The organism is Oceanihabitans sediminis, assembly GCF_003337215.1.
GTDB lineage: Bacteria > Bacteroidota > Bacteroidia > Flavobacteriales > Flavobacteriaceae > Oceanihabitans > Oceanihabitans sediminis.
Genome location: NZ_QPIG01000002.1, coordinates 150890 through 176006 on the forward strand (window position 1 = coordinate 150890; position 25117 = coordinate 176006).

General features: G+C 31.6%; 21 protein-coding genes. 16 read left to right on the plus strand and 5 right to left on the minus strand.

The window, feature by feature from the left end; genetic code table 11:
• Window position 1 precedes the first annotated feature (1 nt).
• Genes asnB (DU428_RS06435) through asnB (DU428_RS06460) form a run of 6 tightly spaced genes read left to right on the plus strand, consistent with a single transcriptional unit; the run spans window position 2 to window position 8304 of the window.
• Window positions 2-1846, plus strand: coding sequence for an asparagine synthase (glutamine-hydrolyzing) (gene asnB, locus DU428_RS06435; protein WP_072349153.1), 1845 nt, complete (start codon window positions 2-4; stop codon window positions 1844-1846).
• Window positions 1846-2940 (plus strand): glycosyltransferase, encoded by a 1095-nt coding sequence (locus DU428_RS06440; protein ID WP_072349155.1) that lies wholly within the window; start codon window positions 1846-1848, stop codon window positions 2938-2940. The genes asnB (DU428_RS06435) and DU428_RS06440 overlap by 1 nt, the downstream gene beginning before the upstream one ends.
• A complete protein-coding gene (locus DU428_RS06445; RefSeq protein ID WP_113966119.1) occupies window positions 2930-4339 on the plus strand; it encodes an MBOAT family O-acyltransferase in 1410 nt (469 codons plus the stop codon). Before DU428_RS06440 ends, DU428_RS06445 begins: the two co-directional genes overlap by 11 nt.
• Before the next feature lie 5 nt (window positions 4340-4344).
• Window positions 4345-5289, plus strand: coding sequence for an SGNH/GDSL hydrolase family protein (locus DU428_RS06450; protein WP_113966118.1), 945 nt, complete (start codon window positions 4345-4347; stop codon window positions 5287-5289).
• Window positions 5279-6430: a glycosyltransferase gene (locus tag DU428_RS06455; protein WP_072349162.1), complete on the plus strand. Its 1152-nt coding sequence runs from the start codon at window positions 5279-5281 to the stop codon at window positions 6428-6430. Before DU428_RS06450 ends, DU428_RS06455 begins: the two co-directional genes overlap by 11 nt.
• Window positions 6418-8304, plus strand: coding sequence for an asparagine synthase (glutamine-hydrolyzing) (gene asnB, locus DU428_RS06460; RefSeq protein ID WP_072349164.1), 1887 nt, complete (start codon window positions 6418-6420; stop codon window positions 8302-8304). Before DU428_RS06455 ends, asnB (DU428_RS06460) begins: the two co-directional genes overlap by 13 nt.
• On the opposite strand, the gene DU428_RS06465 is transcribed toward asnB (DU428_RS06460), so the two are convergent.
• Window positions 8299-9231, minus strand: coding sequence for an ATP-grasp fold amidoligase family protein (locus DU428_RS06465; RefSeq protein WP_113966117.1), 933 nt, complete (start codon window positions 9229-9231; stop codon window positions 8299-8301). The genes asnB (DU428_RS06460) and DU428_RS06465 overlap by 6 nt on opposite strands.
• A gap of 80 nt (window positions 9232-9311) precedes the next feature.
• Here DU428_RS06465 and DU428_RS06470 point away from each other — a divergent pair, with 80 nt between their 5' ends.
• The 8 genes from DU428_RS06470 to DU428_RS06505 all read left to right on the plus strand — a co-directional run bounded on the left by DU428_RS06470 (window position 9312) and on the right by DU428_RS06505 (window position 19822).
• Window positions 9312-10442 carry a glycosyltransferase gene (locus tag DU428_RS06470; protein WP_113966116.1) on the plus strand — a complete coding sequence of 377 codons (1131 nt, stop codon included), beginning with the start codon at window positions 9312-9314 and terminating at the stop codon, window positions 10440-10442.
• The gene (locus tag DU428_RS06475; RefSeq protein ID WP_072349170.1) at window positions 10411-11616 is read left to right on the plus strand and encodes a DegT/DnrJ/EryC1/StrS family aminotransferase; all 1206 of its coding nucleotides are present in this window, start codon (window positions 10411-10413) and stop codon (window positions 11614-11616) included. Before DU428_RS06470 ends, DU428_RS06475 begins: the two co-directional genes overlap by 32 nt.
• Window positions 11613-12203 (plus strand): sugar transferase, encoded by a 591-nt coding sequence (locus tag DU428_RS06480; protein WP_072349172.1) that lies wholly within the window; start codon window positions 11613-11615, stop codon window positions 12201-12203. Before DU428_RS06475 ends, DU428_RS06480 begins: the two co-directional genes overlap by 4 nt.
• A complete protein-coding gene (locus DU428_RS06485; protein WP_072349173.1) occupies window positions 12200-13192 on the plus strand; it encodes a polysaccharide deacetylase family protein in 993 nt (330 codons plus the stop codon). Before DU428_RS06480 ends, DU428_RS06485 begins: the two co-directional genes overlap by 4 nt.
• Before the next feature lie 413 nt (window positions 13193-13605).
• Complete coding sequence (locus tag DU428_RS06490) at window positions 13606-14748, plus strand: DegT/DnrJ/EryC1/StrS family aminotransferase (RefSeq protein ID WP_072349175.1); 1143 nt, start codon at window positions 13606-13608, stop codon at window positions 14746-14748.
• Complete coding sequence (locus DU428_RS06495) at window positions 14741-16639, plus strand: polysaccharide biosynthesis protein (RefSeq protein WP_113966115.1); 1899 nt, start codon at window positions 14741-14743, stop codon at window positions 16637-16639. The genes DU428_RS06490 and DU428_RS06495 overlap by 8 nt, the downstream gene beginning before the upstream one ends.
• A gap of 20 nt (window positions 16640-16659) precedes the next feature.
• Entirely contained in the window at window positions 16660-17448 is a 789-nt protein-coding gene (locus DU428_RS06500) for a polysaccharide biosynthesis/export family protein (protein ID WP_072349177.1), read from the plus strand.
• Between the two features lie 10 nt (window positions 17449-17458).
• Complete coding sequence (locus tag DU428_RS06505) at window positions 17459-19822, plus strand: GumC family protein (protein ID WP_072349179.1); 2364 nt, start codon at window positions 17459-17461, stop codon at window positions 19820-19822.
• Here DU428_RS06505 and DU428_RS06510 read toward each other — a convergent pair.
• Window positions 19819-20997 carry a proline dehydrogenase family protein gene (locus tag DU428_RS06510; RefSeq protein WP_113966114.1) on the minus strand — a complete coding sequence of 393 codons (1179 nt, stop codon included), beginning with the start codon at window positions 20995-20997 and terminating at the stop codon, window positions 19819-19821. The genes DU428_RS06505 and DU428_RS06510 overlap by 4 nt on opposite strands.
• 90 nt (window positions 20998-21087) lie before the next feature.
• On the opposite strand from DU428_RS06510, the gene aroB reads away from it, so the two are divergent.
• Both aroB and DU428_RS06520 read left to right on the plus strand, forming a co-directional pair.
• On the plus strand, window positions 21088-22155 hold the full coding sequence (aroB, locus tag DU428_RS06515) for a 3-dehydroquinate synthase (protein ID WP_113966113.1): 1068 nt from the start codon (window positions 21088-21090) through the stop codon (window positions 22153-22155).
• Between the two features lie 134 nt (window positions 22156-22289).
• A complete protein-coding gene (locus DU428_RS06520; RefSeq protein ID WP_072349185.1) occupies window positions 22290-22562 on the plus strand; it encodes a hypothetical protein in 273 nt (90 codons plus the stop codon).
• Here the strand turns inward: DU428_RS06520 and DU428_RS06525 are convergent, their stop codons facing one another.
• From DU428_RS06525 to DU428_RS06535, 3 genes are all read right to left on the minus strand, one after another.
• Window positions 22563-23078, minus strand: a complete 516-nt coding sequence (locus tag DU428_RS06525) for a DinB family protein (RefSeq protein WP_113966112.1) — start codon at window positions 23076-23078, stop codon at window positions 22563-22565.
• A gap of 77 nt (window positions 23079-23155) precedes the next feature.
• The gene (locus DU428_RS06530) at window positions 23156-23635 is read right to left on the minus strand and encodes an Lrp/AsnC family transcriptional regulator (RefSeq protein WP_072349189.1); all 480 of its coding nucleotides are present in this window, start codon (window positions 23633-23635) and stop codon (window positions 23156-23158) included.
• A gap of 62 nt (window positions 23636-23697) precedes the next feature.
• Window positions 23698-24855 (minus strand): M14 family zinc carboxypeptidase, encoded by a 1158-nt coding sequence (locus tag DU428_RS06535; RefSeq protein WP_113966111.1) that lies wholly within the window; start codon window positions 24853-24855, stop codon window positions 23698-23700.
• Between the last annotated feature and the right edge of the window lie 262 nt (window positions 24856-25117).

The window sequence follows — 25117 nt, forward strand, 5'->3', positions numbered from 1 at the left end:
TATGTGTGGAATTTACGGATCAACAATAGCGTATTCAAAAGAGCAAGTGCAACAGAAACTTATGCGAACTTCCTTTAGAGGTCCAGATAAATTAGACTGGAAATATTTAGGGAAAAATAAGAACATCGTTTTTGGTCATAACAGACTTGCTATTATTGATTTAGACCCTAGGTCAAATCAGCCATTGACATACCAAAACATTCATATTGTTTTTAATGGGGAAATATATAACTTCTTAGATCTTAAAAAAGAACTTATAAATAAAGGACACGAGTTTAAGACTACCAGCGATACGGAGGTTATGTGCGCTGCTTATTTAGAATATGGCGACGAATTTGTAAGTAAGCTTAATGGCATGTTTGCGTTTGTTATTTATGACGAAAACAAAGAACGCCTTTTTGGTGCAAGAGATAGACTTGGACAAAAGCCTTTTTATTATTCTTTTAATGGAGAAGATTTTGAATTTTCAAGTCAGATTTCTTCCATTCAATTATTCAGGGATGATTTAAGCATCTCAAGTAAAGCCATATCCTATTACTTAGCATGGGGAGCTATACCAGAACCGTATTCCATATTTAATGAAATTAATAAGCTGAAGCCTGGTTTTAGCTTATCATTGGATTTAAAAAGTAAAAAGTTTGAACAAAAACAATATTGGGATATTGATTATAAAGGTATCCATCAATACTTAGGAACTTACGAAGAAGCAAAAGCTACCTTAAATAATTTACTAAAAGATGCTGTAAAAATTAGACTTTTTGCAGATGTTCCTGTGGGTGTTTTTTTATCTGGAGGAGTAGATTCTTCGGCAATTGCTGCATTAGCAACACAAACAACAACAAGTAAAATCAAAACCTTTTCTGTTAAGTTTGACGAAAAAGGATTTGATGAAAGTAAGTATGCACAACAGGTTGCAGACCATCTAAAAACAGACCACCATGTTATTGATTGCAATTATAACGAAGGGCTAGATTTAATAGAAAACTTTAGCCACTTCTATGACGAACCTTTTGCCGATTCATCTGCAATTCCATCCATGTTATTAGCTAAACACACAAGAAAGCACGTAACCGTTGCCCTATCTGGCGATGCTGGTGATGAAATATTTATTGGTTACCATCGCTACAATTGGATGCGCCAGGTGGGAATCATGTATAAAATACCTGAATTCATAAGAAATCTATCTGCTAATGCTCTAGGCTTAATGCCGCATTACAAGCTTAAAATGATTTCTCAAGGATTAAAATATGACAATTTAGACGATGTATACCTAGCTGCAAGAACAGGGGTTAATACCTCTTGGCTAGATAATAAATACGACTATTTAGATGTTGAAGAAATTAAATACTTAAAACATCAACATAAAAATCAGCAAGAAAGAATTTCAGATTTTGACTTAAAAACATATCTAAATTGGGATATCAACACAAAAGTAGATAGAGCAACAATGGCTTATTCTTTAGAAGCTAGATCACCTTTAATGGACTATAGAATTGTTGAATTTGCTAGATCGCTTCCCACTAGTTTTAAATTTCAAGGAAGCAACCAAAAACGAATCTTAAAAGATGTGCTTTATCAGCATGTACCTAAGGAAATATTCAACAGACCAAAAGCAGGTTTTACTATGCCTTTTTCGGAATGGTTTAAAAAGGAATTAAAAGATTATGTGCTTTCAGAATTAAATGAAGAAAGCTTAAAGCTAATCCCAGGAATAAATGCAAAAGAAGTGACTTTCAGAATCCAACAACACATGGACGGCTCATGGAATAGATACCCTATGATTTGGAAACTACTTGTATTAAAACAATGGTTAAATACGAACGGAAAAAAATATAGTATACAATAATGAACAAGCAAAAGATAAAAATAACATTTATAATTCCATCACTTGTTGCAGGTGGTGCAGAACGCATTTTATCTTTTGTAGCACAAAACGTAGATAAAAACAAGTTTCAACCAGTCCTTTTAGTTTTAGGCTTTAAAAAGGACACCGTTTACGATGTAAAGGATGTAGATATCATATACCTAAACAAAGAGCGAACAATAAAAGCTGTTTTTGGAATTATAAAACATTTTAAATACAAAAAACCAGATATTGTAGTTAGCTGTATCTACCATTTAAATACACTTATAGCTTTCTTGTCTATTGGTTTTCCTAAAATAAAATTTGTAGCCCGTGAAGCTAATGTTTTAAGTGTTTTGGCCGAACACGACAAAGAAAGTAGATTGAAATTAATGAAAAAGCTCATCATAAAAGGATATAAACTTGTGGATTGTGTTATCTGTCAATCTAGAGATATGCAAGAAGATATGGTTACAAATTATGGAGTTGACATTTATAAAACGGAATTAATTAATAACCCAATCACAAATAATTATTCACCTAAAACCGAAGCAAGAAACATCAACAAACCACTACAAATCATTACAGTGGGCAGATTAAGTAAAGAAAAAGGTCATGAAAGAATCATAGAAACTTTATCAAAACTCCAGTTCCCCTTCCATTATTTTATGATTGGAGATGGAAATGAAAAAGAAAAGATCTTGAAACTAATTCATAACAAAGGTATTGAAAAGCATATTACCCAAATAGATTATACAAAGGATGTAGAAACATATTTAAGAAAAAGCGAAGTATTCTTGCTTGGCTCCTATTCGGAAGGATTTCCTAATGTATTAATAGAAAGCTGTGTTGTAGGTACACCTGTCATTGCTTTTAATGCTCCTGGAGGAATTAATGAAATTATTGAAGCTGGTAAAAACGGATTTATAGTCGATACTATTGAAGAGTGTGTTAATAGTATCACGAAACTAAATGAAAACTTCACTTTTTCACCTAATGAAGTAAATGAAGTTGTGTTAAGAAAATATAATAGTAAAAAAATTATAGATCAATACGAAAACCTATTTATAAAACTAACTAGAAAAAATGCTATTTAACTCCATAGAATATTTGATCTTTTTACCAACAGTATTTATTCTGTATTGGTTGCTTAAAAACGACTATAAAAAACAGAATTTACTATTGTTGCTATCAAGCTTTGTGTTTTATGGTTTCTGGGATTGGCGATTCTTATCCCTAATCATTTATAGTTCGTTTATAGACTATTATATCGGAATTAAAATTCATGAAACCGAAGACAAAAAAACTAGAAAAAACTGGCTAATTCTCAGCTTAGTTTCCAACCTTGGCTTGTTGGCTGCTTTTAAATATTACAATTTCTTTGCAGAATCATTTGCTGCTTTAATGTCTGGTTTTGGTTGGGAAGTAGATAACGTAACCTTAAACATCATCCTACCAATAGGAATTAGCTTTTACACTTTTCAAACACTAAGTTATACTATTGATATTTATAGAAAAGATTTTAAACCAACTTATGATATTGTTGCCTTTTTCACCTTTGTTAGTTTATTCCCTCAGCTTGTAGCTGGACCTATAGAAAGAGCTTCAAACCTATTACCTCAAATAGAACGCAAGCGTATTTTTAATAAGAAATGGTTTAAAGATGGTCTTTTTCAAATAACTGTCGGACTTTTTAGAAAAATTGTAATAGCAGATAATCTAGCACATTATGTTAATTCTGTTTATGCAGATCCAGAAATACATAATTCATCCACCCTAGTAGTAGCAACGGTTTTCTTTGCATATCAAATTTACTTTGATTTTGCAGGATACTCCGATATTGCTATTGGTAGTGCAAAATTACTTGGAATAGAATTTAAACGAAACTTCAACCTTCCATATTTTTCCAAATCATTGTCTGAGGTTTGGACTCGTTGGCATATCTCACTATCCACATGGTTAAGAGATTATTTATACAAATCTTTAGGTAGTAATAAAGGGAGCAAATGGTTTACCTATAGAAATGTTTTAATCACTATGGTCCTTGGTGGTTTATGGCACGGAAATACCTGGAACTTTGTTATTTGGGGCTTCATGCAAGGAATTCTCTTGGGAATTGAAAAAGCTATTTTCACAAAACTTAGTATCAGACACGCAGGTACAATAGGCTATATTATAACCTTTACAATTATCTTATCTACTTGGGCTTTCTTTAGAGCAGAAACCTTTCAAAGTGCAAAATATATAATCAAAAAGTTTATATTCTTTGATTTTAAAATTCCTTATATAGGTGAAGTAAATATTATTACCACCAGTGTTTGTGTCTTTATTTTAGGAATGCTTTTCGATTTATACCTGTACAAGTCGAATAAATCATTAGAAACGCTCGGTAGCAAAATTAGCACATACCAATTAAGCTTTATAATAGCTCTTGTTTTAGTTTTTATGGCATTATTTTATTCAACTTCTAACAACTTCATCTATTTCCAATTTTAAGCATCATGACAAAAGCAAACCTCTTACATATCATAAAAATACTTGGCTTGATTGTTTTATTATCCTTTGTAATCGACAAGATTGTTTATTTCACAATTACTAAAATAAGTGAGAATGTTTATTCGGGTCAAGCAATTGGAAAACTCAATCAATATCTACAAATAAAAGATACAACAAAAACTATTGTATTTGGTAACTCAAGAGCTAATCACCATATAGATATTAGAAAACTAACAAGGTCTAGTTACAATATGGGTATGGACGGTAAATTTATAGCACATAGCGCCATACTAATCAAACTGCTTCCTAAAAACACAGCTCAAAATGTGCTTTTACATGTAGAACCAAATGTAGCTTTTAGGCCAACATATAGAATTGATGAAATTAAATCGTTAATGGTAAAATACCATACTAACGATATTATTAAAGAAGAATTAACTAAAATGAACCAAAACAATGTTTTTCAAAAATTCTTTTGGTGTATAGACTACAACGGCTCTGTATTAGGTATTCTAAAAAACGCAGTATTTCCTAAATACAATCCTAAAGGATATTACGGCTACGACCCTATGCCCTTAAGTAAAACGGATGCAGAAATGTTTAAGAAGATTTTAGCTAGAAATGATATGGATTCTTCTTGTCGAGACGACCTGAAAATCAACGAAATTTATCTTAGATATTTAAAAGAAATCATTGCCTTTTGTAAAGAAAACAATAAAAACTTAATAGCTATTACATCTCCCCTTTATACGGATGAATGCTTAGACGACAATGCTATTATAGCTGAAATTTTAAAAGAAAACAATATAAAATATTATGATTACACACACTTTTTTGAAAATAATAATGAGCTAAAATACTGGATTGATTATGCACATTTAACAGATGTTGGCGCAGAGAAGTTTTCAGAAGCTTTATTAAGTAAAGAAATTATCCTTCATGAAGAATAAAAAAAACATAGCATTATTTGCTGCTTTTATTAGCTATAGCGGTACAGAACGTGTTGTCTGTAGACTTGCGAATGAGCTAGTGAAATATTACAATGTTACACTAGTACTTATGTTTAACACTGTGGACTTAGCTATTCATAAAGATGTTCAAATTATCCCTATTTCAAAAATGAAACACCATTATAACCATGCAGCTTCTACAAAACTGAAAACATTTCTTTATAGCGCGATTATATATTCTAAAATCCTAAAAGAAAACAACATAGACATTAGCATTTCCTTTTTAGTGAAACAAAACATCATAAATAGTATTACTAAAATGAGAAATCCGAAATTAAAAACCATCATTAGCGAACGTTGCTTTCCTTCTAAAACTTATGATTCTACAGGAAAAAAACTAGTAAAGTACTTCTATAATAAAAACGATGCTTTGTTTTCCAATTCTATACATATCAATAAGGATTTAAGTGAAAACTTTGATCTTAACATTCCTTCCTATGTGCTATATAATCCAATTTACACATTAGAACAACAGCCGGATTTTGTTAAAAACCCTAAAGAAAAAAATCCTTTTAAAATAATTGCAGTTGGAAGATTAAATCCGGTTAAAAACTATAAAAGTTTAATTGAAACCATCCCTCTTTTAGAAGAAAAAGTAGAACTAAATATTTACGGTGCAGGTATTTTAGAAGAAGATTTAAAAAATCTTACAAACTCTTTAAAACTAAATGAGCTTATTATATTTAAAGGAAACAGTAATAGCATAGATCAAGAAATTCAAAAACACCATTGTCTTGTTTTAACTTCACTTTCAGAAGGATTTCCAAATGTTATACTAGAAGCCATGTCGCTAGGAGTACCTGTTATTGCAACCAATTGCATGTCTGGCCCTTTAGAATTATTAAACGACAACGAAGAAGTGGAAATTGAAATCGGAAACTTCTATAAAGCAAAATATGGTTTACTTGTTAATGTAGATGATAAGCAAGGACTAGCAAAGGCCATTTCTTATTATAAAAACCAAGAAGATGTTCGTAAAAACTATAGTAACTTAAGTTTTCAAAAAGCGAAACAATATGATATTTCTGAAATTGGAAAACAAACAAAAAACCTAATAGACAAGTATTTATGTGTGGAATAAACGGACTTATAAGCAGAAATACCACGGAAGAAAGGGCTAGAAATTCATTACAAAAAATGAATCAGCTTATCTTTCATCGTGGACCAGATGAAGATGGTTTTTTCATACAAAACCACCATCAGTCTACTATAGGAATGGCCATGCGAAGACTTTCTATTATTGATTTAAGCACTGGTAAACAACCTATTTACAGCGAAGACAAAAAGATAGTGATAGTCTTCAATGGAGAAATATACAATTATCAAATACTAAAAAAGAAACTAGAAAAAGAAGGAGTTAACTTCCAAACAAAAAGTGATACCGAAGTTATTTTAAAACTATACGAAGCTAAGGGCGAAAATAGTTTTTCGGAATTAGATGGTATGTTTGCCTTCAGTATTTATGACAAAAAAAGAAGTAAGGTTTTTATAGCTCGTGATTTTTTCGGCGAAAAACCTTTGTATTATTATCAAAACGAAAATGATTTTTATTGGGCTTCCGAGCTAAAATCAATTATTAGCAATTTGAATGAGAAGCCTAAAATTTCAAAAAAAGGATTAAACTTATATTTCAGACTAACCTACACTCCTGCTCCGTTTACTATTTATGAAAATATTCACAAGTTAGAAGCAAATAATTATATAGCATTCGATATAACAAGCAACAACTTTGAAATACACGCAATAAGTAAAGTTAAAAAAGAAAAACAAGAAATCTCCTTTCAAGATGCTAAAAGCAAATTGAATGATCTCATGATGCAGAGCATTGAAAGTCGCTCTATAAGTGATGTACCAATAGGAACATTCCTTTCTGGCGGAGTAGATTCTTCCATTGTAAGTTTCGGTTTAGCAAAACTAAGCAGTCAAAAAATTGATACTTTTTCTATAGGTTTTGAAAAAACATCCTTTAATGAAACAGACAAATCACAACTAGTAGCCAAACTTATTGGAAGTAAGCATCATGAATTTATAATCTCAGAAAAAGATTTAGAAAAAAACATTCATGAAATTCTTTTAAATTTTGATGAGCCTTTCGCAGATTCTTCTGCTTTACCAAGTTATATAGTAGCAAACAAAACAAGAGATTATTTAAAGGTAGCCTTAACAGGTGATGGTGGCGACGAAGTTTTTGGTGGCTATAATAAGTACTATATAGGAAAACTAAATAGCAAATACACTAGTATTATTCCGGAGTTTCTACACAATACATCAAAGAGTGTTTTAAATAAGCTACTCTCTACAAAAGATGACAATAGAGGTAAACGCTTTAAGGTTAAGAAGTTTATAAATGCTATTAACTACAACAATGAACATTATTGGAATATTATTTCTCAAGGCTTTGGTAACGAAATAGAAAATTTTATAAAATCAGATTTCATTGAAAATAATCTGTTTGACTATTATAAAGAAAAAACAGCAATTGAAAAGCCAAAAACCGTACATGACTATCGTGAAATAGACAGGTTAATAAGTCTTGAAGGAGACATGCTCCCAAAAGTAGATAGAACTAGTATGTTGAATTCCTTAGAATGTAGAGCGCCCTTTTTAAACAAAACGCTTTGGGAGTTTGCCAATAGTCTTCCTGAAGATTTTCTACTAAAAGGCTTCAATAAAAAATATATTTTAAAAGAAGCTTTTAAACATGAATTCCCTGAAGGTTTTCTAGACAAATCGAAAAAAGGTTTTTTAGTTCCCGTTGGTGATTGGCTACGTTCAGGGTTAAAAAAAGAATTAGAAAGCTATACAGAAACCAAGTTTTTAGAAGAACAGAACTTGTTTCATATAAATTACACTAAGGAATTAGTAAATAATCATTTATCAGGAAAAGAAGATAATAGTTATAAGGTTTGGACATTTTACACCTTTCAGAAATGGTACAAACACACCTGTTTATAAGTTAATTTTTGCTCCTAATGTATAATCCCACGCTTCAGGGTAAATGGTCTCTAAACCACTACCGTGATGAAAAGTTATTTCACCAAAATAAACCTTATCTTCAAAATCATATAAATCTATTCTTGCATACCTAAATGTTTCAGAAAGTTTTTCTGCAACCTGCAACATTTCATCTAAATTCTTCGGTTTTTCAATATCTCTACCATTATTCCAAAGAGGCTCTCCATCTTTCCATAAAGACCATGTGAAAGGCAACAAATTCCATGCAGTATCATATAAATTTCTTTTATGATTCGTGTACCTGTCAATATCTACTTGTATCACTTCTACTTTTCCGTGAAAACAATGTAATTTATAATCAAAAGGTATTTCACCAGCTTCATTAACTAATAGTTTTTCAGCAATAACACAAGGTTTTATGTTTTTATACTGCCATTCTTTACTAGAATAATAATAATTTTTTTTAAGTAAATTCTTAAAATGCTTTTGAGTTTTTTTCCAATCTACAGCAGTGACATCTTTAACAATTATACCACCTGAACTATCGTGGTTTGCTTTTATAATAAACGGAAAGTCTGGGAAATTAGATGGAATAACATCCTTAGGATTATAACTCTGAAAAACTAATGGAATTAAATACTGATCTCCAATGGTCTCTTTAACAAAATCACGAACCTCAAACTTATCTGCACATTTAGTATGCAAACTCGTTCTATCGTGAAGCATTAACCAATTTATTTTTTCATTTAAGGTTTTAGGATTGTCTAAATCTAAAGTTCTACCAAAGCGTTTTTTGAAATTTTGCTTTAAAAAAGTGGCATCATCCAGAAAACGCGACCTATAAAAATGATGCAAATCAAAAATAGCGTCTACTACTTTCTTTCCAACCCATGTATTGTGGTATAAATACCTGGCAAACTTTAACATAAACAGCGTTTTATGCTATCTAATTTAGAACAATTTTCAAGAAACTAAAAACTTATCTTATTTTAGTTGTATATTTAATTATGAGTAAAAGAATTTGTCTTGTTGGTGGTGAAGACGTGCATAAACGTATAGCCTTATCAAGCTACCTTGAAAAAGAAGGTTTTCAAGTAACTATTCTTGGTACCAGTACAGTAAAGTTTCCTGACTCTATAGAGTATGTGCCCTATAATTTAGTTAGACACTTCTCTCCTATTTCCGATTTAAAAACCATTGATTTCTTTAAAAAATATTTTGCAAAAAATTCCTTTGATGTCATTCATACCTTCGATACAAAACCCGCATTTTTAGTTCCTTTAGCGTTAAAAAACACAAATACCCCAATAACAAGAACCATTACAGGGCTAGGAACAATATTTATGGCATCTAGTATTTACTATACTATTCTTAGAAAATCCTATTACCTATTACATAAATCTGTTAAAAACCGAGTTTATAAAACCATTTTTCAGAACTATGATGATAGAGATATTTATAAAAGTCACGACTTAATTTCCGATGAAAATCACGAACTTATCTTTAGCAGCGGAATAGAATTAAAGTATTATCCTGAGATTGCTAAACGAAATAATAAAATATTCACTTTTATCTGTGTAGCCCGTTTAGTTTATGAAAAAGGAATAATCAATCTTTTAGAAGCTGCTAGAATTTGTGAAAAGGAAGGTCATCATTTTAAAATTCTTTTAGTTGGCCCTTTGGAAGAAAACAGTAAGCGTTTAAATCAAGGAATACTAGATCAATACAAGGATATTGTAGATATACTTGGAAGCAGAAGAGATGTTTACGAATTACTTCTTGCTTCTGATGCCTTTGTACTCCCAACTTTTAGAGAAGGTTTTGCAAGGGTTTTAATGGAAGCTGCAGCTGTTGGGCTCCCAATTATTGCAACAGACACAACAGGAGTTAAAGAGTTTTGTAGGCATGAAAAAGAAGCCTTATTGGTTCCTTTAAAAAACTCGCTAGAATTAGCAAAAGCAATGATTCGTTTAGCTGAAAATAGAGATTTAGCTAATGAATTAGCTGAAAATGCATTAAAACACGTTGAAAGGTTCAGTTTAGAAAATGTTTCTAAACAATATATTAATATCTTTAACAAAGCTATTAATCATAAAACCTTAGAAGATGAAAATTCCATTTTCACCTCCCTTCATTAACCATGCTGTTATTCAAGGAGTAACCGAAACACTTCAATCTGGATGGATTACCACAGGTCCAAAAGTTAAAAAATTAGAAGAGCTTATCTGCTTCTATACAAAATCACCTAATGCACTAGGAGTTAATTCTGCTACATCAGGTCTTATGCTTGCCTTAAAATGGTATGGCATTGGCGAGGGCGATGAGGTTATTGTACCTTCTTATACTTATGCTGCAACTGCCCTTGCTGTAGTTCACGTTGGTGCAACACCTATTTTGGTAGACGTTGAAGATGACTTCAATATTTCCGTAAAGGCTATTAGAAACGCCATAACGGAAGATACAAAAGCTATAATTCCTGTAGATATTGCAGGTTGGCCCTGCGACTATGACGCTATAAACAATTTAGTAGACAATACAAGAGATATTTTTCACCCTACACATGAAAACCAAAAAAAACTCGGTAGAATTTTGATCATTTCAGATGCTGCTCATGCTATTGGAGCGCAGTACAAAAACAAATTTATTGGAGCAACCACAGATATAACAGTGTTTTCATTTCATGCTGTTAAAAACATCACAACCGCCGAAGGTGGTGCTGTATGCTTAAACCTGCCGCAACCTTTTGACAACCAAGAGGAATATAATTTTTTAAGATGTTTCTCATTAAACGGACAAACCAAAGATGCTTTTACAAAGTCTAAAGCTGGAGGTTGGCGATATGATATTATTTATCCGGGATTAAAAATGAATCTCCCAGATTTACTTGCTGCCGTTGGTGTTGCGCAACTACCTGAATATTTTGATACCATATTAAATAAACGAAAAGAAATATTTCAGTTTTATCAAGATTACTTTTCTTCAAAGGAATGGGCAATCTTACCCCCTTTTCGAGATGATGAAAAAATATCCTCCTGTCATTTATATGCTTTGAGAATAAATGGAGCTTCCGAATATCGTAGAGATGCTATTATTGATAAAATTGCTCAAAATGATGTTGCTGTAAATGTTCACTTTCAGCCTTTACCTCTATTAAGCCTGTTTAAATCCTACGGATATGAAATTAAAGACTTCCCGGTTGCATACAATAATTATAAATCTGAAATATCTTTACCAATATATCCGCAGTTAAATAAAGAACAATTACACTATATTGTAAACACAATTACAAATGCTGTAGAAACCACTTTATGACCAAAAGATTATTTGACATATGTTTTTCATTACTAGGTTTAATCGCTACTTCTCCTATTTTGTTACTAATTTCTATTCTAATAGAAATAGAATCGAAAGGCCCTGTTTTTTATATGCAAACAAGAGTAGGAAAGAATAATCAAGATTTTAAGATTTTTAAATTTAGAACCATGTATGTTGGTTCTGACAAAAAAGGCTTGCTAACCCTTGGAGATAAAGACTCTAGAGTAACTAAAATTGGTTATTATTTACGCAAGTATAAACTTGACGAACTTCCACAACTCATCAATGTTTTAAACGGAAGCATGAGCTTTGTTGGTCCGCGACCTGAAGTTAGAAAATATGTAGATTATTATACGAAAGAATATTTACAAATTTTACAAGTAAAACCTGGTATTACCGACTATGCCTCTATTGCTTTTAGAGATGAAGCCGAACTACTTAAAGAAACAAAAGACCCTGAAAAACTATATATTGAAGAAATCATGCCGAAGAAAATAGCTTTAAATAAAAAGTATATTTCAAAGCCTTCTGTATTTACGGATGTCAAAATTATTCTGAAAACCATTCTAACCATTATAAAATGAAACTCTCACAAGGACATTTGGTAATTTCATTAGACTTCGAATTATACTGGGGTGTTTTTGATGTTCGTTCCTTAGAAGATTACAAATCTAATATTGAAAAAGTTTCGGAAATTATTCCGAGGTTATTAAAGCTTAGCGACAGATATAATATCAAGCTAACCTTTGCTACTGTAGGTTTCTTATTAGCAAAAAATAAAGAAGAATTAATTGCATATAGTCCAAATTCTAAACCTAGTTATTCTAAAAAAAACTTCAGCTCTTATAGGCTAATTGAACACATTGGAAATAACGAAAAAGAAGATCCTTATCATTATGCGACGTCATTGGTTTCATTAATTAAACAAAACCCAAATCACGAAATAGGAAGCCATACATTTTCTCATTATTATTGTAATGAAGTAGGACAAACTCCAGAACAGTTTGAAGCTGATTTATTAGCAAACATCGCAATTGCCAAGCAGCAGCACGGCTTAAGTATTAAAAGTATAGCATTTCCAAGAAATCAAATTAACGATGATTGTTTGAAGATTTGTTATAAACATGGATTAACAAGCTATAGAGGTATCGAAAAACACTGGATGTACGATACCCATAATACAGAAAAACTTGAAAACCTAAAGCATAGAGTTTACAGGCTATTAGATGCTTATATGAATATTTCTGGACACAATACAAACGATTTACAAACACATCACGGATTAGTAAACATTGCCTCTAGTAGATTTTTAAGATCTTACAGCAAAAAGTTAAGCTTTTTAGAGGCCACAAAAATCCTGAGAATAAAAAAAGGAATGACACATGCTGCCAAAAAGAAACAAGTATATCATTTATGGTGGCATCCACATAATTTTGGAGAAAATACGGAAGAGAATTTCAAATCTTTAGAAGAGATATTTTTGCATTATAGTATGCTAAGTCACACGTATAACTTCACAAGCAAGACCATGACAAACTTAGCAGAATTATTTTCTAAAGAAGGGAATGATTAAAATCGTAACAACAACATTCAAATAGATTTAACACAAACACTTAAAGTTTTACTTTAACTAAATTACACATACTTAAACAAAAGGTTTAACTAAGTTCTAATCCGCACATTGCTAACTCCTTAAAGAAAAAGCCTGCTAGCATTTCTTTATTTAATAAAGATAAAAAAATGTAGCTACTTTCTTATAATTTCGTATATTTAAAGTATTGCAATAGCAAAATTTATCACCTCCCTAAATAAAACGAATTTAGCAAACTTGAGTATAGTCATCATACTGTTGTAGTATATTTTAAAATATTGAATCGTTTTTATACATATTTAAACAACATACTTTTTATTTTTAAAACAAAAATCGTTGATATTAGTTATTCATCGTTTATTTTTGATTTATAGTGTAAAAACAACAATATTTATATGACTATTAATGAATCGAATACGAATTCAAGAATCTGGTTATCGCCACCTCACATGAGTGGAAACGAACAAGAATTCATTGAAGAAGCATTTAAACATAATTGGATTGCTCCCTTAGGACCAAACGTAAATGGTTTTGAAAACGATATAAAAACGTATCTAGGTCAAAATATACAAGTAACCGTTTTAAGTTCTGGAACAGCAGCAATACATCTAGCCCTAATTTTATTAGGTGTAAAACAAGATGATGAGGTTATATGCCAAACAAAAACATTTGTGGCATCTGTAAACCCAGTAAAGTATTTAGGTGCAAAGCCAATTTTAGTAGATAGTGAAGAGGAAACATGGAATTTATGCCCTATTCTACTAGAAAAAGCAATAAAGGACAGAATAAATAAAGGTAAAAAACCAAAAGCTATTATAGCAATAAATTTATACGGAATGCCATACAAAGTACAGCAAATACAAGAAATCTCTAATCGATATAATATCGCTGTTATAGAGGATAGCGCTGAAGCTTTTGGTAGTCAAGTGAATAATCAAAAATGCGGAACTTTTGGAGATTTCTCCATTCTTTCTTTTAACGGAAACAAAATAATCACAACATCAGGTGGTGGCGCACTAATAAGCAAAAATCAAACACTTAAAAAGAAAGCTGTTTTTTTAGCCTCACAAGCTAAAGAAGATGGCATAGAGTATAGCCATCAAACTCTTGGGTACAACTATAGAATGTCTAATATATCTGCTGGAATTGGCAGAGGACAAATGAAAGTGTTAGACAAACATGTTGCTCTAAGACGAAGAAACTATGAATACTACCAAAAACATTTAAGAGCAATTAAAACTATTCAATTTACACAAGAACCTGAAGGCTTTTATTCCAATAGATGGCTGAGTTGTGTATTAGTGGATAGCAAGGAAACAAGAGACAAGCTAATGAACCTTTTAGCGAAAAACAATATTGAAGCAAGACCTTCTTGGAAACCAATGCATTTACAAACGCTTTACAAAGATGCTCCTTCCTATTTAAACGGCGTGAGCAACAAACTATACGAAAGAGGTTTATGCCTTCCAAGCGGCTCCAACCTTAGCGAAACTGATTTAAAACGAATAACAGACTTAATCATATCGTATTTTGAGTAAATACAACAACATATTAAGAAAATACACCGAAAGATACGCTTCCAAATGGTTAGTGCTTTTGTTTGATTCTGTTATTGTAATATGCTCCTTCTTTATTGCCTATGTAATCAGCCATAATTTTGAGCTAGATTTCAATATACAAACATTTTTACTGCAACTTCCTTTTGTTTTTACCGCCACAGTAATTAGCTTTCTAGTAGTTAAATCCCATAAAGGAGTTGTCAGATTTACAGGCATAAAAGACATCATCAACGTAATAATTGGTTTAAATATATTAGCTACCATTTTAATAGTTGCAACCTACCTAAGTAGAAACTACCATTTCGATAGTGTATTCGACATTCCTGGTTCTATAATTTACACACATTTACTATTAAACATATTCTTTATAATAGGGGCGAAATTCTCTATAAAAGAGCTATATAGAAGTTTATTTTTAGAAGTAGAAAACCAAAAGAATGTACTAATTTACGGAGCTGGAACTTCTGGAATGGTAACTTATGATGCCATTTCAAACGATCCGAAAAGTAATATTAAAGTATTTGGATTTTTAGATGATAACGAAGGAAAAATAGGGAAAAACATTAATATGATTAATGTTTATGATCCACAAAAAATCACCAAAGAATTTATTAAAAAAAATAATATTGAAGAAGTAATAATTTCAATTCAAAACATTGATTCTAATAAACTTTTAGAGATTTCTGGAAACCTATTTTCTCTAAACCTAAAAGTAAAAATTGTACCAGATGTAAATCACTGGATCGATGGCGACTTAAGCATCGGGCAAATAAAAGATATCAAAATTGAAGACCTTCTTGGAAGAGAACCTATTAAAATAAACAACCCGCTACTTGTTGACGAATACAACAACAAAGTGCTTCTTGTTACCGGAGCTGCCGGATCTATAGGAAGCGAATTAGTCAGAAAATTAAGCGCTTATCAATACAAAAAACTAATTCTTATTGATAATTCAGAATCCGCTTTATACGACTTACAACAAGAGTTAATCCAAAACAAAATCAATAATATCGAAGCAATTGTTGCAGACGTTAGAAACAAAGCACGATTAGATAAAATTTTCAATAATTATAGACCTGAAATTATTTTTCACGCTGCAGCATATAAACATGTTCCGTTGATGGAACAAAATCCTTATGAAGCCGTAAGTGTTAATGTTCAAGGGACTTGCAATACTGCAGAATTAGCTTTAAAACACGGAGCAGATAAGTTTATTTTAATCTCCACAGACAAAGCGGTTAACCCAACAAACGTAATGGGTGCCACCAAACGAATTGCAGAGATTTGCCTATTCTTTCATAAGAAATTTGAAAAAGGAAAAACAAAATTCATCATTACTAGATTCGGAAACGTTTTAGGATCTAACGGCTCAGTAATCCCTTTATTTAAAAAACAGATTGAAGCCGGAGGCCCTATAACAGTAACACATAAAGACATTATCAGATACTTCATGACAATACCCGAAGCTAGTCAGTTAGTTCTAGAAGCTGCCGCAATGGGTCTAGGAGAAGAAATTTTTGTGTTCGACATGGGTAAACCTATAAAAATTATAGACTTAGCTAAAAACATGATATCCCTTTCTGGACTAAAATACCCAGAAGATATTGACATTAAAATTGTAGGATTAAGGCCTGGAGAAAAGATTTACGAAGAACTCTTGGTAGACGGAGAGAACAGCAAGCCAACCTATAACGAAAAAATTATGATTGCTAAATGTAGAAACGTACATGAAATGCAATTTGAAAAAATAAAATCTCTTTTACATATAGATTCTACTTCGTCTAATATCGAAATAGTCTCTATAATCAAAGATATAGTCCCTGAATATAAACCCAACAATTCCAAATATGACGTATTAAATATAAATTAAACCATTAAAGCTATTAATCCATGAAATCAATTTTCAATCACCTAAGCGCAAGTATTGCTGTTTTACTTTTTAGCATTTTACTTTTCGCATCCTGTGCAACCACACAGGAAATCACCTACTTTCAAGACCAACCACTTGAAGGTTTTGAAGAAATAGACTTCAATACAGATATTGTTTACAAAACCAACGACAAGCTCTCTATTATTGTTTCTTCTATCGATCCGCAAGCGGCTAGACCTTTTAATCTGCCAACTACTTACGAAGGACAATCTGAAATTATCACTCAAGGATCCACAAAAATGCAAACCTATTTAGTAGACCAAAACGGATTCATTGAGTTCCCTGTTTTAGGTCAAATTAAACTAGGGGGTTTAAGTAGAACAGAAGCAACAGAACTTTTAAAAACCATGTTAAAGGAATACTTAAAAGATCCTATCGTAAACATAAGACTAATAAACTTTACGGTAACTATTTTAGGCGAAGTACGTAATCCAGGAACCTTTATTTTAGAAGATGAAAAAATCTCCCTTCCTGAAGCTTTAGGACACGCAGGTGACTTAACCATTCAAGGTAAAAGAGACAACATTTTGCTAATTAGAGAGAATAATGGTAAAAAGAAATATGCCGTTTTAGACTTAACATCAATCGATGTAATAAATAATCCTAATTATTATTTAACACAAGATGATGTTATTTATGTTGCACCTAACAAAGCAAAAATACGCTCCTCTACATACAACCAAAATACCGCTGTAGTAGTTTCTGCTCTAGCTGTTTTAGTTTCACTTACTGCTATTATAGTAAAATAAAAAACTAGCCATGAACAAGAAATCACCAAAACAGAACGAGCATTTTAGGGATATTGTAGATCCTTATTTAAGCAAATGGAAAATGATACTGCTTTGCATTGTTTTCGCTTTAGCGCTAGCATTCGTTTTCTTAAGATACGCCACGTATCAATACAAGGCAACGGCAACTATTCAAATAAAAGACGATAGACAAACCACAAAATTGCCAGAGCTCTCTTCTTTACAAAACTATGGTTTGTTTAAAAAAGATTTGAATAATGTTCTAGATGAAACAGAGATTATTGGATCTAGAACTCTAGTTGAAGAAGCGGTTAAAAGTCTAAAATTCAATATTCAATACTTTGTAGAAGGTAGAATTCAAAAATATGAAGTGTATAACAATCCGCCATTAATCCTAAACTTCAGTGCCACCGATTCTGTACTCTTCCTTACAGACACTATTATGAATGTAAAAATTCAGTCTGAAACACAATTCCTTTTAAAAGGAATCACAGAAAAAGAAAAGTTCTATAAGTCTAAAGTCAAAAATATTGAAGATCAAGGAACACTTCACAGCTTCGGTAAACCAATTAAAACAGGCTTTGGCGACGTAATTATTACTCCGGGAGATAATCCCGAAGGAAAAAGAATTGGAGCAAACATCACCATAAAAATCACTCCAATAAATAAAGTTACTAGCCACTATAAAAAGAACCTAGAAATTGAAACTAAAGAATATTCTACCATTATTAATCTTGCTATAAAAGATAATTCTTTAGAAAAAGCCACCTTGTTTTTAAACAAACTTATAGAGGTTTATAATCAAGATGTTGTAAATGACAAAGAAAAAGTAGTAGAAGTAACTTCAGATTTTATTAATAGTAGATTAGAAATTGTTTCCAAAGAACTTGGAGAAGTAGATTTAACAGCCGAAACTATTCAAAAAAGAAATAGACTTTCAGATTTAGCGACCCAATCGAATATTTTTCTTCAAAACGAAAGAGATAACGAGTCGCAAATAATCAAAACTACCAATCAAATTCAGCTTATTGATTATATGAAGGAGTTTGTTGACGAAAACAATGACACTTCCGACTTATTACCCTCAAATATCGGTATTGAAGAAACTTCTATAAGCGAAATTACTAGAAGACACAACGATTTAGTTATTGAAAGAAACAGGCTTCTGAAGCATTCTAGCGAAAAGAACCCTACGGTAGTAAATCTAACAAATCAAATTAATGAGCTAAAAGGAAATTTAAATCAAAACCTAAATAACATAAAGTCCTCAAACAAGATAACCCTTTCAACTTTAAGCGAAAAGGCTAACAAAATTAGCGGACAAATTTACACCACACCAACTAAAGAAAGACAGTTTAGAGATACACAACGACAACAAAGTATTAAAGAATCTCTATACTTATATTTATTACAAAAACGAGAAGAGGCCGCTATTTCTCACGGTATCTCCTCTCCTAACGCAAAGCTAGTTGATAGCGGGTTTGCAAGTTCTAAACCTGTTACGCCAGTTCCTATAATCGTCTATCTTTCTGCATTTATTTTAGGGGCCAGCTTTCCTATAGGATTAATTTATTTAGCTAACTTATTAGATTCTAAGGTTCATACGATTAAAGACATTAAAATGAATATCGATGTCCCTTATCTTGGCGACATCCCAAGGTCTAATAACAGAAAAAAATTAATAGAGAAAGTAGATTATTCTGCAAAAGCAGAAGCTTTTAGAATTGCAAGAACCAATATTGATTTCATGCTTCAAGGTATTACAGATAGAGCAAAAACTATTTTTGTTACCTCTACAACTAGCAAGGAAGGTAAATCGCACACATCAATAAACCTGGCATTATCCCTTTCATTTTCAGAAAAAAAAGTGCTTTTAATAGAAACAGATATTAGAGTTCCAAAAGCAACCAACTATTTAAAAATAAAAAATGAAATAGGCATTACCAACTATATTGGTAATCCGCAATTAAAAGTGGAAGATGTAATAACGGCTCATCCTGATAATGAGTTTTTAGATGTTATTCCTTCTGGAGTAATTCCCCCTAACCCTTCTGAGCTTTTGATGAGCAAAAGAGTTGGTGAATTATTTGAAGCCGTTAAACCGAAATATGATTATATTATTGTAGATACTGCAGCAGTAGGATTGGTAACAGATACACTTTTAATTAGTCAGTATGCAGATATGTTTGTTTACGTAGTTAGAGCAAATTATATTGATAAACGTCAATTACATATTGCGCAAACCATGTACACAGAAAAACGTTTACCAAATATGGCTATACTTTTAAATGCTGTTAATCAGAAAAAAAGCGGTAGCTACACCTACGGCTACGGAAATAACCCAAAAGATAAAAAATGGTGGAAATTTGCTTAAGCCTTAGCTTTCCTCCTCTTTCTTTCTTGCTGTAGCAACGCAAGCTCCCTACCTGTTTGTCCTGCTACAGATGTGTTTTCCTCTGCCCTTCTAATAAGGTATGGCATCACATCTTTAACAGGACCAAACGGTATGTATTTTGCCACATTATAGCCATGATGAGCTAGATTAAAACTAATATGATCACTCATACCGTAAAGCTGCCCTAACCAAACTCTAGGGTCATTACTTTCCAAATTCATATCCTTTATCTGTTCCATTACCAAATAACTACTTAATTCGTTATGGGTTCCAACAAATAAAGACATCCTCTCAATATTATCTAACATGTATTTTACAGCCTCATTGAAGTTATCATCTGTTGCCTGCTTACTTTCGCATATAGGAGTTGGATAACCATGCTTCTCTGCTCTTTCATTTTCCTTTTCCATATAAGCTCCACGAACAACTTTATAACCTAGGAAATAATTATTCGCCTTAGCTAAAGCTTCTTCTTTTTTCAAGAAAACCAATCTATCGTGTCTATACATCTGTAATGTATTGTAAACAATAGGTTTTTCAGTATTATATCGTTGCATCATTTTAGTTACTAAAGCATCGGCAGCATCTTGCATCCAACTTTCTTCAGCGTCTATTAAAACAATAACATCTTTTTCTTTTGCTATTTTACAAACTTTATCAAATCGCGCCTCTACTCTATACCACTCCTCTTGTTCTTGAGGAGTTAGTGTTTTTCCAGCACTTAGAGTTTCGTATAAATAAAATCTTCCAAAGCCTGTTGGTTTAAAAACAGCAATAGGCATACTTTCTTTTTCTTTAGCAAAATCAATGATTTTTAAAACCTTCTCCATTGCCGAGTCAAATTCTGCTTCATTCGCTTTTCCTTCCACCGAGTAGTCCAAAACAGAACTCACCCCTTTAGTATACATGCTTTCTATTACTGGCAAACAATCATCTTCATTTACTCCACCACAAAAATGATCAAAAACAGTAGAACGTATAATTCCTTCCACAGGTAAATTGGCCTTTAAAGCAAAATTAGCTAAAGCCGTTCCAATACGTACCAATGGTGCATTTGCTATCATTTTAAACAATAAATATGCTCTTTGTAATTGTGCATCATTTTTTAAAGCGAAAGCTATCTCTGTATTTTCAAAGATTTTACCTGTTTTCATGAGTCTATAATTTAACGCGACAAATATAATTCAAGTCTATCATATTATATTTAAAATCTCCTTATTTTTACACAAAAAATTAAAGCATTAATGACCACTCTTAAAACGCAAGATTATAGCATTTTTTTTAACGAAAAAGCCTACGAATCTTTAAACAAACACCTATCGGAAGCTAATTATTCTAAAATTTTCATCATTGCAGACGAAAATACGAATGCACAATGTGTTCCACATATTCTAGCAAATATAGATTCTGATATTGTTTATGATATTTTAGAGATAGAATCTGGCGAAGTGAGCAAAAATATTGAAATATGTGTAGGTCTTTGGGAAGCACTTTCTGATTATGGAGCAGACAGAAAAAGCTTGATTTTAAATATTGGTGGCGGAGTAATTACAGATTTAGGCGGATTTATTGCCTCTACTTTTAAACGCGGCATACATTTTATAAATATTCCAACTTCAATACTTGCTATGGTTGACGCTTCTATTGGCGGAAAGACAGGAATCGACCTTGGTCATCTAAAAAACCAAATTGGTGTTATAAATACTCCCAAAATGGTTTTAATCGACACCTATTTCCTTAATACATTACCAGAAAACCAGATGCGTTCGGGTTTTGCTGAAATGCTAAAGCATGGGCTTATTGCTAACGAAGCCTATTGGAACAAATTTAAAGACCTTTCTAAACTTACAACGGATGACGTTGACGAGTTAATTTACGAATCTATCAAAATCAAAAAAGATATTGTAGAACAGGACCCTTTAGAAGAAAACCTACGTAAAACACTGAATTTTGGCCACACACTTGGTCACGCTATTGAATCTTACTTTTTAAGTAACCCAAAAAAGGAACCATTACTACACGGCGAAGCTATTGCTGTAGGAATGATTCTAGCTAGCTATATTTCAACAAAAACCTGCAACTTAGCAACACCTACCAATCAAGAGATTAAAGACACCATCTTAAGTATATTTGGAAAAGTAAAATTCGAACAAGAAGACTACAACCCTATAATAGAGTTACTTATTTACGATAAGAAAAATGAGCATGGCAACATTAACTTTGTACTTTTAGAAACAATCGGAAAACCTAAAATCAACTGCACCGTATCAAACGAAACCATACTTGAAGCTTTCGAATTCTACGAATCATAACTCGCTGACCCAAAACACAATACATATGTATTTTTCTAAATATAACTAATAATAATCCAACAGTTTATTTAAAAATATTGTAACTTTAAATCGCTAACCTAAGATTCTTATTATTTCACCTAAACACTTTGGCTATGCGAAAACTAATTGTTGACTACAAAAAACTAACTCCTGAGGTTCTAGAGTTATTAACCGAAAAATTCCCAGATGGCTATTCGGACAGTGATATTATAGTTTTTGATAACCATAAAAATGAAACTATTGAAGCTGTTGAAGTAAAAACAGAAGACACTACTTACTTAGTAAAAGTTAGCAGCAAACTACATTATACCATGACAAACTTTGACAGTGCAGATGAAGTACTTTTAAATAACGATGGTCATATTATAATTAATGAAGAAGATTAGCTACAAATATCTTTCTGCAACAACCATACAGTGATGTTTTTCATGCCCAACAAGGATAAACCCTATCGCTCTCACTGTGATATTTACATCACTTGCTACGCCATTTTGAAACAGCATATCATCACTGAAACTTCTAAATAAACTTATTGTAGATTTTCTAACATTTACATATTCTTCTAACAAATCATCTTTGGTCCTTCTATTCGCAAAACTACAATCGGCATAATCATCCTCATTAAAACCCGGTAATACCGCTCTCTCTTTTCTCGCGAAACACAAGGCTCTATAAGCAAACACTCTTTCTGTATCTATAATATGCTGAAGCAGTTCTTTAATTGTCCATTTACCTTCAGCATAAGCGTAATCATAAACCTCATTCGGTATAGATTCAAAAAGTTCTAAAGTTTCCTTAAATCCAAACTCTAAACCTTCAAGTAAATCTAAATCTCCAGCCTTATCTATATACGTTTGATAAAATGTATGATATTCTTCTTTTTGCAGTTGTGACACCTTCATTTTGAGCGAAATTTTCAATAAATGTACAAAAAAAGCCCTCTAAAAAGGGCTTCTCAAATTATTTATGTAAGTTATGATTACATTTCATTAAATATAGAATGCATCAAACGCTTTTTATCATTTATGCTTTCTTCTAAAGAAATCATTGTTTCTGTTCTATAAATACCATCAATATCATCTAACTGAAAAATAACATCCTTAGCATGTTCTGTGTTTTTAGCTCGTATTTTACAGAAAATATTGAATTTTCCTGTAGTAATATGCGCTACAGTAACATTTGGTATTTCATTTATACGCTCTAAAACAAATTTTGTTTGTGAAGTATTTTGTAAATATATGCCCACATAAGCAATAAACGAATAACCTAACTTTTTATAATCTAATGTTATAGAAGATCCTTTTATAATACCTGCATCTTCCATCTTTTTGACTCTAACATGTACTGTTCCAGCAGAAATTAATAGTTTTTTAGCAATATCTGTAAAAGGAACTCTTGTGTTCTCAATCAACATGTCAAGAATCTGGTGATCTATTTCGTCTAACTTAAATTTAGCCATAATTATTTAATTAAATTAAATGCAAAAATAAAACATTTTCACAGATTTTAATTTAAAATAAATTAATCTTTTGTTAATTTTAATGATAATTCTTCATCATTCATTATGACTACATCATTTTGATATCCTTCAAAAACTGCTTCATTTTCAACAGTGTAAACAAAAGCTCCATTCGCTTTAATCTCTTTATGCGCATAAAAAGCATTGGTTTCTGTTAATTTTTCTACTTTCGGAATAAATTCAATTTTATCCAAAACTAAGCGCTCTTCATACTGAATAGCTATATCCACAAACCAAGAAATCCCTTCTACCCTAGCTTTTCTAATTATAATATCATAAAAAAGCTTTTGATTTTCCGGGATATCTAAATAAGAAGCGTACAAGTCGCCTGAAACAGCATTTTCCGCTATATACTTTAAAGAAATAAGCAATGACTGAAAGATATACTCTCTTGTAATTTCTCTCGCGTAATCATCCTTAAAATGACCTGCTTCAAAAAGCATTGTTGGTACATTATGCGACTGAAAAGTATCTCCCACACAATTAATATTAAAGGAGTCATCATAAACCCCAACCTGATCAGGAATTTGCTGTTGTAAATTGTTATTCATTACCGAAATAAGCTCCATCGCACGCTTTCTATTAGGAGTTATTGAGCCATTTGCATCCTGAGCAGGTGCCAAAAACGAAACTGTAGCTGATTTATTAGCTTTTCCTGCACTAAAAATAGTACGCTGACCATGTAAATTATAACAGAAATCTGGATTAAAACGCTTAAAACACTCGTTTAATACCACACTTTCTGGCTGAGTCAAATTTTGAGCATCTCTATTTAAATCTACATCATTAGCATTTAAACGTGTATATGCTTTGGCTCCATCTGGATTTAAAATCGGTATAATCTGAATAGTACATGTCTTTAAAATAGCTTGTACTTCGTCATTAGCACTTATTAAAAAGTTTAATAAATCAAAAACAGCCTTAGTAGTTGTGCTTTCATTTCCATGCATCTGAGACCACATCAACACTTTTTTTTCTCCAGATCCGATGCTTATAGAATAAATATTTTTGTGTAGCACCGACTTCCCAATCTCCAAAACCTGACACTTTAACGCCAAATTATTTAACAATGGCTCTATGTTTTCTAGAGTAATATATCTATTAAAAAGAGACTCTTCTTTATGCTCTTTAAATAATGTTTTTAAGGTTTCTATTTGCATCTCTAAATGTTGTTGGTTACAAAGGTAAACAATTGAATTTTTACATTTGTAAACAGTAAGTTTTATCATTGACGATTACATTAGTAAACAATAAACAATAATATAATTGAGAATTCTACGCTTCTCTCGCAAAACTTTAACATTCAGGGATTTACAAAACTTAATATGTTGTATTTCAGTTAGTTAAATTACTTCATGTAAAGCTTTTAATTAACACATAAACATGTATTTGATACATACTTGTGTATATTAAGTTATTATT